The sequence below is a fragment of the Pseudomonas sp. NPDC098740 genome, assembly GCF_044760065.1.
Taxonomy (GTDB): Bacteria; Pseudomonadota; Gammaproteobacteria; order Pseudomonadales; family Pseudomonadaceae; genus Aquipseudomonas; species Aquipseudomonas rossensis.
In genome coordinates, this window is sequence record NZ_JBIWAM010000009.1 from 86,771 (window position 1) to 99,545 (window position 12,775).

Below are 12,775 nucleotides of genomic sequence, written 5' to 3' on the forward strand. Positions count from 1 at the left end.
GGCGATGGCAAACTCCGTGATAGATTCAGATCCGTGAACCAATCCTAGTACGTACTGTATTTATGACGAGAGATTAAATACTACAATTTGTGTTTTGATGGCCGGAGGCGCCCACGTATCGTGCCGCACATGGATAAATGGATTGAATTGGTCAAGGCCAAGATGAGTGAACTCAAAGTCACTCAAGAAGAACTCGCAGATCGCCTCGGGATGTCCCAGGGCGGCGTCGGCCACTGGCTGAACAAACGCCGCGACCCCGGCGTCGTCAACATGAACCGTGTGTTGAAGGCGCTGGGCATGGATTTTCTCGAAGTGGCGCTGGTGATCCGCGAACCACTCATCTTGGAAGAGGAGGAGATGCCTCTGGCGCTGAAGTACAACCCGTACTTCCGCTACCCGGTCAGTGACTGGAAGGAGCCGGCGCAGCTGCGCGATGGTGAGCTGACGGTGTATCGCAAGGAGGAACGCTTCGAGCTGACCGACTACCACGCCCAGGGCCCGGCCTTCTGGCTGAGTGTGGTGGGCGATGCGATGACCGCGCCCACGGGTATCAGCATTGCCGAGGGCATGATGATCCTGGTGGACCCGGCCATCGTGCCGGAACCCGGAAAACTGGTGATCGCCCAGTGGCCGGACAGCGCCGAGGCGACCTTTCGCAAGTTGATCGAAGAGGGCGGGCAGCGTTATCTGGTCCCGCTCAATCCGACCTATCCGAAGGCTATCTTCACCGACGAGTGCCGAATTATCGGCGTAGTGGTTCAGGCAACCGCCAAATTCTAATCAGATCGGTCCTCGCAAGGCGTAGGACCGATCTTCATTTCATGCTTCTTCAAACTCGACCAACGCACTGCCTTCACTGACCATTTCGCCTTCCTGGCAATACAGCGCCTTGATCACCCCGGCGTGTGGCGCACGAATGCTGTGCTCCATCTTCATCGCTTCCAGCACCACCAGTTGCGCCCCGGCTTCGACCGTTTGCCCGGCTTCCACCAGTACCCGCACGATGCTGCCATTCATGGGGGCGGTCAGCCCGCCGTGATGGCTATGACTGGCTTCGACGGCACTGATCGGGTCGTAGGACTCGATGCGGCGCAATTCACCTTCCCATTGCAGATACACAACGTCGCCATGGCGAATTGCCCGATGCTGGCGGCGCAGGCCGTTATGCTCGGTCAGCAGTTGCTCGCCCTTGAGTTGAGCGGTGTGGGCCTCAGCGTCGCCCAACGTCAGCGCGCGATCCTGGCCTTCACAACTCAAATGCAAGGTGATTTCTGTCGGCAGTCCGGCACGGAAACCGTTGCTGTTGGCCCAAGGCGAAACCGGATCATCGGCACGGGTCGTACTCGGCTGACTTTGGGCAAACGCCTGGGCAGCGGCTTGCCAGAACTCGTCACTGAGGTCCGAGGTGACTGGCAGCAGTTCTTCCTGATAACGCGGAATGAATCCGGTATCCAGTTCGGCCGCAGCAAACGCCGGATGGCCGACGATCCGGCGCAGGAAGTTGATGTTGGTCTTGAGCCCGCCAATGGCGAACTCATCGAGCATGCTCAGCAGCCGCAGTCGCGCCTGTTCACGATCTTCGCCCCAGGCAATCAGTTTGCCGAGCATCGGGTCGTAGAATGGCGAGATCTCATCGCCTTCTTCGACGCCACTGTCCACCCGCCGTCCCGGACCTTGCGCGGATTCACGATACAGCTCCAGTCGACCGGTAGCCGGCAGGAACTCATTGCCCGGGTCTTCGGCATACAACCGCACTTCGATGGCATGGCCGATCAGCGGAACCTCGGCTTGAGTCATCGGCAGAGCTTCGCCGCGGGCCACACGAATCTGCCAGGCCACCAGATCGAGGCCGGTGATGGCTTCGGTGACCGGGTGTTCGACTTGCAGGCGTGTGTTCATCTCCATGAAGAAGAACTCACCCCGCGAATCCAACAGAAACTCCACGGTGCCGGCGCCGACATAACCGATGGCCTGTGCCGATCGCACGGCGGCCTCACCCATGGCGCGACGCAGTTCCGGGCTCAAGCCTGGAGCGGGTGCTTCTTCAACGACTTTTTGGTGCCGACGCTGGATCGAGCAATCACGTTCGTTGAGGTACAGGCAGTTGCCATGCTGGTCGGCGAAGACCTGGATTTCCACATGGCGCGGTTTGAGCAGGTACTTCTCCACCAGCATCCGCGAATCGCCGAACGAGGATTTCGCTTCACGTTGGGCTGAGGCCAGGGCTTCGGCCAATTGACTGACGTCCTCGACCACTTTCATGCCTTTGCCGCCGCCCCCAGCGGTAGCCTTGAGCAGCACCGGATAACCAATGCGTTCGCAGGCGTCGCGGAAAGTGTCGAGGTCCTGAGCTTCGCCGTGATAGCCAGGCACCAGCGGCACGCCGGCGGTTTCCATCAAGGCTTTGGCCGCGGATTTGCTGCCCATCGCATCGATGGCCGAGGCGGGCGGGCCGAGGAAAATCAGGCCGGCTTCTTCGATCGCGCGGGCGAACCCGGCGTTCTCGGAAAGAAAGCCATAACCCGGATGAATCGCCTGAGCGCCGCTGGCCTTGGCGGCGGCGATCAGTTTGTCGATTTGCAGGTAACTGTCAGCGGCTTTGCTGCCACCGAGGTCGACGCGGATATCCGCTTCGCGGCTGTGTCGGGCTTCACGGTCAGTGGCGCTATGAACGGCCACGGTAGTCAGGCCCAGGGCTTTGGCGGTGCGCATCACCCGGCAAGCGATTTCGCCGCGGTTGGCCACCAGCAGGGTGGTGAGAACAGGTGCGCTCATCAACGCGGCTCCTTGGTGGTGGTTTCGGCTTGCCAGCTCGGCGGACGCTTTTGCAGAAAGGCCCGCAGGCCTTCCTGACCTTCGGGGCTGACGCGGATGCGGGCGATGGCGTTTTCGGTGTAGCGGCGTAGTGCCGGGGTCAGCGCGCCGTGGCCGACTTCGCGCAGCAAGTCCTTGCTGGCACGCATGGCGGCCGGGCTGTTGAGCAACAGGTTGTCGATCCACTGTTCGACTTTCTGTTCCAGTTCAACGATCGGATAACTCTCCGACAACAAGCCGATTTCCCGCGCTCGTTGTCCGCCGAAACGCTCGGCAGTCAGCGCGTAGCGACGTGCCGCGCGTTCGCCGATGGCTTGCACCACGAACGGACTGATCACCGCCGGGGCCAGGCCGATACGCACTTCCGACAGGCAGAACTGCGCGTCGTCGGCGCCAATCGCCATGTCGCAGCAACTGATCAGGCCCAGCGCGCCGCCATAGGCCGCGCCTTGCACCACCGCCAGCGTCGGGACTTTCAGCTTGGCGAGGTTGTACATCAACTCCGCCAGTTCCCGGGCATCGTCGAGGTTGGTGTGGTAATCGAGTTCGGCCGATTGCTGCATCCAGGCAAGGTCTGCGCCAGCGCTGAAATGCTTGCCGCGTCCACGCACTAACAGGAAACGCAGACTGGCATCGCTCGACACTTTGTCCAGCGCGAGGATCAGTTCGCGGATCATTTCGGCGTTGAAGGCGTTGTTCTTTTCTTCACGGCTGAGCCACAGGGTCGCAAAACCACGGGGGTCGCTCAGCAGTTCGAGGGTATTGAAGTCGCTCATGATTTTCTCCCGATCACATCCGGAACACGCCGAAGCGGCTCTGTTCGACAGGCGCATTCAGCGATGCCGACAAGGCCAGGGCCAATACATCGCGGGTTTGCGCCGGGTCGATGACGCCGTCGTCCCACAACCGGGCGCTGGAGTAGTAGGGATGCCCCTGTTCTTCATACTGGTCGAGGATCGGTTGCTTGATCTCGGCTTCCTGCTCGGCGCTGAAACCGTGACCACTGCGTTCGGCCTGCTCGCGTTTCACCTGCACCAAAACACCCGCAGCCTGCTCGGCGCCCATCACACCGATGCGTGCGTTCGGCCACATCCACAGGAAGCGTGGATCGTAAGCCCGGCCGCACATGCCGTAGTTACCGGCACCGAAACTGCCGCCGATGATAACGGTAAATTTCGGTACCTTGGCGCACGCCACGGCGGTCACCAGTTTCGCGCCATGCTTGGCGATGCCGCCGGCCTCGTATTTCTGGCCGACCATGAAACCGGTGATGTTTTGCAGGAACAGCAGCGGAATGCCGCGCTGACAGGCCAGTTCGATAAAGTGCGCGCCTTTCTGCGCGGCTTCGGCGAACAGAATGCCGTTGTTGGCGAGGATCGCGATCGGGTAACCGTGCAAGTGGGCAAAGCCGCACACCAGAGTCGTCCCGAACAGTGCTTTGAATTCGTCGAACACCGAACCGTCCACCAACCGCGCGATCACTTCGCGCACGTCGAACGGCTGCTTGGCATCCGCCGACACCACGCCGTACAACTCGTCGCTGTTGTAGAGCGGGGCGATTGGCGTGCGCTGCTGCAGTTCGCCGAGTTTGCGCCAGTTGAGGTTGGCGATGCTGCGTCGCGCAATGGCCAAGGCGTGTTCGTCGCTCTCGGCGTAGTGGTCGGCCACCCCGGAAATCTTGCAGTGCACATCGGCCCCACCGAGGTCTTCGGCGCTGACCACTTCACCCGTGGCGGCTTTCACCAGTGGCGGGCCGGCGAGGAAAATCGTCGCTTGTTCACGCACCATGATCGCTTCGTCAGCCATGGCCGGCACGTACGCGCCACCGGCGGTGCAGGAACCCATGACCACCGCGATTTGCGGGATGCCCATGGCGCTCATGTTCGCCTGGTTGAAGAAGATCCTCCCGAAGTGCTCACGATCCGGGAACACTTCATCCTGACGTGGCAGGTTGGCGCCGCCGGAGTCCACCAGGTAGATGCACGGCAATCGGTTCTGCTGAGCGATGGTCTGCGCGCGCAGGTGTTTTTTCACGGTCAGCGGGTAATACGAGCCACCTTTTACGGTGGCGTCGTTGGCGACGATCATGCATTCGACGCCTTCCACACGGCCGATCCCGGCAATTACGCCAGCGGCCGGAACGTCTTCGCCATAAACCTCGTAGGCCGCCAATTGGCTGATCTCGAGAAACGGCGAACCCGGATCGAGCAGGCGATTGATGCGTTCACGAGGCAGCAGTTTGCCCCGCGAGGTGTGGCGCTCTTGCGCCTTCGGGCCGCCACCTTGCTGCACTTTAGCGAGCAGGGTGTGCAGGTCGTCGACCTGTTTGAGCATCGCCGCGCTGTTGGCCGCGAACTCCGCCGAACGGGGGTTGAGCTGGGTATGCAGGATAGCCATGGACAGCTCCGTTTAGCGGGTTTCGTTGAACAGTTCGCGACCGATCAGCATGCGACGGATCTCACTGGTGCCGGCGCCGATTTCGTACAGCTTGGCGTCACGCAGCAGACGACCGGCCGGGAATTCGTTGATGTAGCCGTTGCCACCCAGAATCTGTATCGCGTCGAGAGCCATTCGGGTCGCGCATTCGGCGCTGTAAAGGATCACCCCGGCGGCATCCTTGCGGGCGGTTTCGCCGCGCTCGCACGCTTGCGCTACCGCATAGAGGTAGGCGCGGCTGGCGTTGAGTTGGGTGTACATGTCAGCAACCTTGCCCTGGATCAGCTGGAATTCGCCGATGCTTTGGCCGAACTGCTTGCGGTCGTGGATGTACGGAACGATGAGGTCCATGCAGGCCTGCATAATCCCGGTAGGGCCGCCGGACAGCACAACGCGCTCGTAATCGAGGCCGCTCATCAGCACTTTCACGCCGCCGTTGAGCACGCCGAGGATGTTTTCTTCCGGTACTTCGACGTCGTCGAAGAACAGCTCGCAGGTGTTGGAACCGCGCATGCCGAGCTTGTCGAATTTGTTGCTGCGGCTGAAGCCTTTGGAATCACGTTCTACGATGAACGCGGTGATGCCGTGGGGGCCTTTTTCCAGGTCAGTCTTGGCGTAGATCACGTAGGTATTGGCGTCCGGGCCGTTGGTGATCCAGGTCTTGCTGCCGTTGAGGACGTAGTGATCGCCGCGTTTGTCGGCGCGCAGTTTCATCGACACCACGTCAGAACCGGCATTCGGTTCGCTCATGGCCAGGGCGCCGATGTGCTCGCCGCTGATCAGTTTCGGCAGGTACTTGGTTTTCTGTTCGTGATTGCCGTTGCGGTTGATCTGGTTGACGCAAAGGTTGGAGTGCGCGCCGTAGGAGAGGGCGACCGAGGCCGAACCGCGGCTGATTTCTTCCATGATAACCACGTGCGCCAGGTAACCCAGGCCAGCGCCGCCGTACTCTTCCGGGACGGTCACGCCCAGCAGGCCCATGTCACCGAATTTACGCCACAGGTCGGCGGGGAACAGGTTGTCGATGTCGATCTGAGCGGCGCGTGGTGCGATCTCTTTGGCGACGAAGGACTGAACCTGATCGCGCAGCAAGTCGATGGTTTCACCGAGGGCAAAGTTCAGGGATGGGTAGCTCATGGGTCACCTTTTGGCTTTTTTGTAGGGTAGGGAGGGCCGTGATTTGGTTCTCACCTTTACGTTAACGTAAGCCTGTGACGAATGGCTGTCAATCACCCTTTACGTTAACGTCAACTTGAGCGAGAGTAGAGCCAGTTCTGAATGATCGGGGCTAGCCATATGCCTCGTTCCAACAACCCACTAATAAAGACAATAGGGGTCGTCATGGATCAACCCAGTGCAAGCTCGCAGCGCAGTTATACCCGTGGTTCACAGGACAAAGCCTTGCTGGCGATGACCATCGGCCAGGCGTTCGATAACACCGTCGCGAAGTATCCGACCGGGGAGGCGCTGGTCGTGCGCCATCAACAGTTGCGCTACACCTGGCAGCAACTGGCCGAAGCCGTGGATCTACATGCCAAAGCGCTGTTGGCGTTGGGTTTGCAGACCGGTGATCGTTTGGGTATCTGGGCACCGAACTGCGCCCAATGGTGTATCAGCCAGTTCGCCAGCGCGAAAATCGGCGTGATTCTGGTCAACATCAACCCGGCCTACCGCAGCTCCGAACTCGAATACGTGTTGAAGCAATCCGGTTGCCAATGGCTGGTCTGCGCCGGCGCCTTCAAGACCTCCGACTATCACGGGATGCTGCAAGGCCTCGTTCCCGAGCTGGCTGAGCACTCCATCGGAAAGATGCAGAGCGAACGACTGCCGGAGCTGCGCGGTGTCATCAGCCTTGATGCTTCGCCGCCATCGGGTTTCCTGCCGTGGTCGCAATTGGCCGATCTCGCGGGGAGCGTGTCGGCAAAGCAGTTGAGCGAACGTCAGGACAGCCTGCATTTCGACCAGGCGGTGAACATCCAGTACACCTCCGGCACCACCGGTTTTCCGAAGGGTGCGACCCTTAGTCACTACAACATTCTGAACAACGGTTACATGGTCGGCGAAAGCCTCGGCCTGACCGCGAGTGATCGTCTGGTCATCCCGGTGCCGCTGTACCACTGCTTCGGCATGGTCATGGGCAACCTCGGTTGCATGACCCACGGCAGCACCATGATTTACCCCAGCGATGCGTTCGATCCACTGCTGACCCTGACCACCGTCGCCGAAGAAAAGGCCACCGCTCTCTACGGCGTGCCAACCATGTTCATCGCCATGCTCGATCAGCCCAAACGCGCTGAATTCGATCTGTCGAGCCTGCGCACCGGGATCATGGCCGGGGCGACCTGTCCGATCGAAGTGATGCGTCGGGTCATCAGTGACATGCACATGAGCGAAGTGCAGATTGCCTATGGCATGACGGAAACAAGTCCGGTGTCGTTGCAGACCGGTCCGTCAGACGAACTGGAGTTGCGCGTCACCACCGTCGGCCGCACTCAGCCGCAACTGGAAAGCAAGATCATCGACGAGGCGGGCAACCTGGTGCCGCGCGGCACTATCGGTGAGCTGTGCACCCGCGGCTACAGCGTGATGCTTGGTTACTGGAACAACCCGCAAGGCACCGCGGAAGCCATCGACCAGGCGGGCTGGATGCACACCGGTGATCTGGCGAGCATGAACGACGAAGGCTACGTATGCATTGCCGGGCGTAACAAAGACATGATCATCCGCGGCGGTGAGAATATTTACCCACGGGAGTTGGAAGAGTTCTTCTTTACCCATCCGGCGGTGGCGGATGTGCAGGTGATCGGGATTCCGTGTTCGCGTTATGGCGAAGAGATTGTCGCCTGGATCAAATTCCATCCGGGCCACAGCGCTACCGAGCAGGAGCTGCAAGCCTGGTGCAAGGAACGCATCGCGCACTTCAAGACACCGCGTTACTTTAAGTTCGTCGATGAGTTTCCGATGACGGTGACGGGGAAGATTCAGAAGTTTCGGATGCGCGAGATCAGTATCGAGGAGTTGAAGACCAATAACATCTGACGAAAATCCCATGTGGGAGCGAATTCGCTCCCACATGGGATGGCGCTGCAAATTACAAACGCCAGAAAGCACAAAGGGGAGCCGAAGCTCCCCTTTAATTTTGTCGTTGCGCGTGCTCTTTTTTTATTATTGAGGGGCGGTCTGTTGTTGTTTTTGGAAACCGTGACCCTTTACCGCTGTTTTTGTCGATCCCCATCCGGGATCAAGAGCAAACGTATTTTTTTGAGCGCTGATCTACTTTTTCGCTAAGCGATCCAACCAGTTCGGGAGCTACCTGAAGGTAGTTTTATTGTTCTCTGCCCGGTTGCGGGTTACTCCGAAAAGCACCCTGAAAAGCACATCCTCTCCAAAAAAATCTGTTAGCTGCGTCTCTGCCGTGTTGTTTTTGTTATGTCAGAGTCGTTACGTCTTATTTTTATTAGGTTTGCCGCTTTTTTTGTTCTTGTTATGCAGTAGAGATAGCAGAAGCCGTGCCAACTTTTTAAAAGCCTTTAAAATCAATGGTTTGTATTTTTATCGGATTTTTCCGTCAGTCAAAACCCGACAATCTGTTTCCGTGTTACTCGCTTGCGCCCCACGTTTCAGGCGCAGCGGTAACACCCGGACACATCCGCGCACTCACTGTGCGCTACGAGCCTTGGCGACGCGCGAACCGGTCGCTCGCCCCAGCACCGCGCAAATCTGCTGACCGGCCAGAATCAAGGCGTCCAGGTCGATACCGGTTTCGATACCCAGGCCGTTGAGCAGGTAAACCACGTCTTCGGTGGCGACGTTACCGCTGGCGCCCTTGGCGTACGGGCAGCCACCGAGGCCGGCGATGGAGCTGTCAAACACCGAGATGCCTTCCAGCAGACTGGCGTAGATGTTGGCCATGGCCTGGCCATAAGTGTCGTGGAAGTGCCCGGCCAGTTTTTCACGGGGTACGTCGGCCGACACCACGTCGAACATCTGGCGGGTCGCGCCAGCGGTGCCGGTGCCGATGGTGTCGCCGAGGGAAACTTCATAGCAGCCCATCGCGTAGAGCTCGCGAGCGACCCGAGCGACTTGTTCCGGCGCAACATTACCTTCGTAAGGGCAGCCCAGCACGCAGGACACGTAACCGCGCACGCTGACCCCGTGTTGCCTGGCGGCGTCCATGATCGGCACGAAACGCTCCAGGCTTTCGCTGATCGAGCAATTGATGTTGCGCTGGGAAAACGATTCCGACGCGGCGGCGAAGACCGCGACTTCCTTGACCCCGGCCGCAATGGCGTCTTCAAACCCGCGCAGGTTGGGGGCGAGTGCACCATAAGTCACGCCAGGCTTGCGCTGGATTTGCGCGAAGACGTCGGCGGAACCGGCCATTTGCGGTACCCATTTGGGCGACACAAAACTGCCGACTTCTATATACCCGAGACCGGCGGCGGTCAGCGCGTCGACCAGTTGCACCTTGTCCGCAACGCTGATGGGTTGGGCTTCGTTTTGCAGACCGTCGCGTGGACCGACTTCGACCAGGCGTACGTGAGTGGGTAGGGACATGGGATTCGACCTGGGCTGATTGTCTGAATATTCGGAGAACCCTGTGGGAGCGAGCTTGCTCGCGATGGTGGTAGCACATTCAACACGGATGTCGACTGACCTGACGCTATCGCGAGCAAGCTCGCTCCCACAGGGGATTGTGTTGACCTACTGAACGGTCTGCTGGCTCTTGATGGTCTGTTCCAGCGCCTGGGTGCAACGCTCCTGCGCGGTGTCCAGTTCCAGCTTCATCTGTTCGATGTCGAGCATTTGCTGCTCCAGCTGTTCGCGGCGTTCGGCGATTTTGGTCAGCATGGTTTGCAGCTGTTTCTGATTGCCGCCGGTGGGATCGTAGAGTTCGATCAGCTCGCGGCATTCGGCCAGGGAGAAACCAATGCGCTTGCCCCGCAGGATCAGCTTCAGGCTGACTTTGTCACGGGGCGAGTAGATGCGTTCCTGACCGCGTCGCTCGGGGCTGAGCAGGCCTTGCTCTTCATAAAAGCGAATGGCCCGGGTGGTGATGTCGAGCTCGCGGGCGAGGTCGGAAATGCTATAGGTCTGGCTGCTCATGGAAGCGCTCGAAAAAGGTCATGGCGCTAAGCTAATGGCAGGTTGACGTTTACGTCAAGCATCGCGCCCTGATCCTTCGTCTATCAGGTGTTTCCTACACCTTATCGAGCTTCTTCTCATGTGCCGTCACCTGCTGGCACAACTCGATCATCTGCTCGCGCATCCAGCGGTTGGCCGGGTCCTGGTCGGTGCTTTCGTGCCAGTAGAGGTGGGTTTCCACCGGCGGCACATCGTTGACCGGCAGGTTCACCGAGTACAGGTCATGGCGACGGGCAAAGCGTTCCGGCACGGTCATCACCATGTCGGTCTGCTGCAACACCTGGGATGCCATCAAGTAATGCTGGGATCGCAGGGCGATCTTGCGCTGGATGCCCATTTTGCCCAAGGCCAGGTCGACATGGCCCAGACCACTACGACGGCTGGAAATATGGATATGGGTCAGCGACAGATAATCATCAAGGGTGAATTTCTCTTTGCCCGCCAGCGGATGGCCCTTGCGCATGGCGCACACGTAACGGTCTTCCATCAACTTGACATGGCGCACTTGCGGGTCAGTGTTAAGTGGCGCGTCGACAGCGAAATCGAGACGCCCGGCCGCCAGCTCCTTGGTGGTTTCGCGGCGCTTGGACAGAAAGCTTTCGATGATCACCGTCGGCGCCAGGCGCCGCAGGCGCTGAAACAGTGCCGGCAGGATCACCGCTTCGGTGAGGTCGGTCATGCTGATGCGGTAGGTCTTGACCGCCTGCAACGGGTTGAAAATACGGCTTTCCTGGACCGAAACCCGCAGCAAGGAGAGGGCGTTACGCACCGGCCCGATAATGTTCTGCGCCATGGGCGTCGGGACCATGCCCTGAGCGGTACGCACGAACAACGGGTCATTGAAGGTCTCGCGCAGACGGGCCAGAGCGTTCGAGACCGCCGGTTGAGTAATGCCGACAATCTGCCCGGCGCGGGTCAGGTTGGCTTCGGTGTAGATCGCGTCGAAGACGATGAAAAGGTTGAGGTCGACCTTGCTCAGATTCATTGCGCTGCACTCTTATTGTTGGGCTCTCGATCAGCCGATCATATATCGGTGATGAATGTTAATACACGCCGAGAATAGGCTAGGTAAATTTTCGTAGCTGTTCTAGCATCGATTGCATGACCTGAACAACTCATCAAAACCCTCAGTTAAAAGGTAGAGCTGCCCATGGATTTCGCTTATTCGCCCAAGGTGCAAGAACTGCGTGAGCGCGTGACCGCGTTCATGGACACCTACGTTTATCCCGCCGAAGCGGTGTTCGAGCGCCAGGTCGCCGAGGGCGATCGCTGGCAGCCGACCGCAATCATGGAGGAGCTCAAACTCAAGGCCAAGGCTGAAGGTTTGTGGAATTTGTTTCTGCCTGAGTCCGAACTCGGCGCCGGCCTGACCAACCTCGAATACGCGCCGTTGGCAGAAATCATGGGCCGTTCGCTGCTGGGCCCCGAGCCGTTCAACTGCTCCGCGCCAGACACCGGGAACATGGAAGTGCTGGTGCGTTACGCCAACGAAGAGCAGAAGCAACGCTGGCTCGAACCGTTGCTGCGCGGCGAGATCCGCTCGGCGTTCGCCATGACTGAACCGGACGTGGCCTCGTCCGACGCCACCAACATGGCCGCCCGCGCGGTGCGTGATGGTGACGAGTGGGTGATCAACGGCAAAAAATGGTGGACTTCAGGCGCCTGCGATCCACGCTGCAAGATTCTGATCTTCATGGGCCTGAGCGATCCTGACGCGCCGCGTCATGCGCAGCACTCGATGATTCTGGTGCCGGTGGATGCCCCGGGTGTGAAGATCGTTCGTCCGCTGCCAGTGTTCGGCTACGACGATGCACCTCATGGCCATGCCGAAGTGCTGTTCGAAAACGTCCGTGTGCCGTACGAAAACGTCCTGTTGGGCGAAGGACGCGGCTTTGAAATCGCTCAGGGTCGCCTTGGCCCGGGTCGGATTCACCACTGCATGCGTTCAATCGGCATGGCCGAACGTGCATTGGAACTGATGTGCAAGCGGGCGGTAACCCGTACTGCGTTCGGTAAACCTTTGGCGCGTCTGGGCGGCAACATCGACAAGATCGCCGACTCGCGCATGGAAATCGACATGGCACGCCTGCTGACGTTGAAAGCGGCGTACATGATGGACACCGTCGGCAACAAGATTGCGAAAAGCGAAATCGCTCAGATCAAGGTTGTCGCACCGAACGTGGCCTTGCGGGTGATCGACCGGGCGATCCAGATCCATGGCGGGGCAGGGGTGTCCAACGATTTCCCACTGGCCTACATGTATGCGATGCAACGCACCCTGCGCCTGGCCGACGGCCCGGACGAAGTGCACCGCGCGGCGATCGGCAAGTTCGAGATCGGCAAGTACGTGCCTAAAGAGATGATGCGCAGCAGTCACTGA

General features: G+C 59.5%; 10 protein-coding genes. 3 read left to right on the forward strand and 7 right to left on the reverse strand.

What is annotated here, in order from left to right; all coding sequences use genetic code 11:
* Positions 1–129: 129 nt before the first annotated feature.
* Positions 130–780: a LexA family transcriptional regulator gene (locus ACIQU2_RS13700; protein ID WP_149629367.1), complete on the forward strand. Its 651-nt coding sequence runs from the start codon at positions 130–132 to the stop codon at positions 778–780.
* A gap of 39 nt (positions 781–819) precedes the next feature.
* Here the strand turns inward: ACIQU2_RS13700 and ACIQU2_RS13705 are convergent, their stop codons facing one another.
* Genes ACIQU2_RS13705 through ACIQU2_RS13720 form a run of 4 tightly spaced genes read right to left on the reverse strand, consistent with a single transcriptional unit; the run spans position 820 to position 6,387 of the window.
* Positions 820–2,775 carry an acetyl/propionyl/methylcrotonyl-CoA carboxylase subunit alpha gene (locus ACIQU2_RS13705; protein WP_403141453.1) on the reverse strand — a complete coding sequence of 652 codons (1,956 nt, stop codon included), beginning with the start codon at positions 2,773–2,775 and terminating at the stop codon, positions 820–822.
* Positions 2,775–3,590 (reverse strand): gamma-carboxygeranoyl-CoA hydratase, encoded by an 816-nt coding sequence (locus tag ACIQU2_RS13710; RefSeq protein WP_403141456.1) that lies wholly within the window; start codon positions 3,588–3,590, stop codon positions 2,775–2,777. Before ACIQU2_RS13710 ends, ACIQU2_RS13705 begins: the two co-directional genes overlap by 1 nt.
* Before the next feature lie 13 nt (positions 3,591–3,603).
* Positions 3,604–5,211, reverse strand: a complete 1,608-nt coding sequence (locus tag ACIQU2_RS13715; RefSeq protein WP_347803606.1) for a carboxyl transferase domain-containing protein — start codon at positions 5,209–5,211, stop codon at positions 3,604–3,606.
* A 12-nt stretch (positions 5,212–5,223) separates the two neighbouring features.
* Complete coding sequence (locus tag ACIQU2_RS13720; protein ID WP_403141459.1) at positions 5,224–6,387, reverse strand: isovaleryl-CoA dehydrogenase; 1,164 nt, start codon at positions 6,385–6,387, stop codon at positions 5,224–5,226.
* Between the two features lie 204 nt (positions 6,388–6,591).
* Between ACIQU2_RS13720 and ACIQU2_RS13725 the strand changes: the two genes are divergently transcribed.
* Entirely contained in the window at positions 6,592–8,289 is a 1,698-nt protein-coding gene (locus ACIQU2_RS13725; RefSeq protein WP_403141461.1) for an AMP-binding protein, read from the forward strand.
* Positions 8,290–8,907: 618 nt separating this feature from the next.
* Here the strand turns inward: ACIQU2_RS13725 and ACIQU2_RS13730 are convergent.
* The 3 genes from ACIQU2_RS13730 to ACIQU2_RS13740 all read right to left on the reverse strand — a co-directional run bounded on the left by ACIQU2_RS13730 (position 8,908) and on the right by ACIQU2_RS13740 (position 11,380).
* Positions 8,908–9,807, reverse strand: a complete 900-nt coding sequence (locus ACIQU2_RS13730) for a hydroxymethylglutaryl-CoA lyase (protein ID WP_347803608.1) — start codon at positions 9,805–9,807, stop codon at positions 8,908–8,910.
* Positions 9,808–9,954: 147 nt separating this feature from the next.
* Positions 9,955–10,356, reverse strand: coding sequence for a MerR family DNA-binding transcriptional regulator (locus ACIQU2_RS13735; RefSeq protein ID WP_046047542.1), 402 nt, complete (start codon positions 10,354–10,356; stop codon positions 9,955–9,957).
* Between the two features lie 94 nt (positions 10,357–10,450).
* A complete protein-coding gene (locus ACIQU2_RS13740; RefSeq protein ID WP_046047541.1) occupies positions 10,451–11,380 on the reverse strand; it encodes a LysR family transcriptional regulator in 930 nt (309 codons plus the stop codon).
* A 165-nt stretch (positions 11,381–11,545) separates the two neighbouring features.
* On the opposite strand from ACIQU2_RS13740, the gene ACIQU2_RS13745 reads away from it, so the two are divergent.
* The gene (locus ACIQU2_RS13745) at positions 11,546–12,775 is read left to right on the forward strand and encodes an acyl-CoA dehydrogenase (RefSeq protein WP_033057213.1); all 1,230 of its coding nucleotides are present in this window, start codon (positions 11,546–11,548) and stop codon (positions 12,773–12,775) included.

What these genes read in the sequence shown, in the direction of transcription:
- ACIQU2_RS13720 (WP_403141459.1), bottom strand. Translation starts at nt 6,387, where the DNA reads ATGAGCTACCCATCCCTGAACTTTGCCCTCGGTGAAACCATCGACTTG.
- ACIQU2_RS13710 (WP_403141456.1), bottom strand. Translation starts at nt 3,590, where the DNA reads ATGAGCGACTTCAATACCCTCGAACTGCTGAGCGACCCCCGTGGTTTT.
- ACIQU2_RS13735 (WP_046047542.1), bottom strand. Translation starts at nt 10,356, where the DNA reads ATGAGCAGCCAGACCTATAGCATTTCCGACCTCGCCCGCGAGCTCGAC.
- ACIQU2_RS13725 (WP_403141461.1), top strand. Translation starts at nt 6,592, where the DNA reads ATGGATCAACCCAGTGCAAGCTCGCAGCGCAGTTATACCCGTGGTTCA.
- ACIQU2_RS13730 (WP_347803608.1), bottom strand. Translation starts at nt 9,807, where the DNA reads ATGTCCCTACCCACTCACGTACGCCTGGTCGAAGTCGGTCCACGCGAC.
- ACIQU2_RS13705 (WP_403141453.1), bottom strand. Translation starts at nt 2,775, where the DNA reads ATGAGCGCACCTGTTCTCACCACCCTGCTGGTGGCCAACCGCGGCGAA.
- ACIQU2_RS13740 (WP_046047541.1), bottom strand. Translation starts at nt 11,380, where the DNA reads ATGAATCTGAGCAAGGTCGACCTCAACCTTTTCATCGTCTTCGACGCG.
- ACIQU2_RS13715 (WP_347803606.1), bottom strand. Translation starts at nt 5,211, where the DNA reads ATGGCTATCCTGCATACCCAGCTCAACCCCCGTTCGGCGGAGTTCGCG.
- ACIQU2_RS13745 (WP_033057213.1), top strand. Translation starts at nt 11,546, where the DNA reads ATGGATTTCGCTTATTCGCCCAAGGTGCAAGAACTGCGTGAGCGCGTG.
- ACIQU2_RS13700 (WP_149629367.1), top strand. Translation starts at nt 130, where the DNA reads ATGGATAAATGGATTGAATTGGTCAAGGCCAAGATGAGTGAACTCAAA.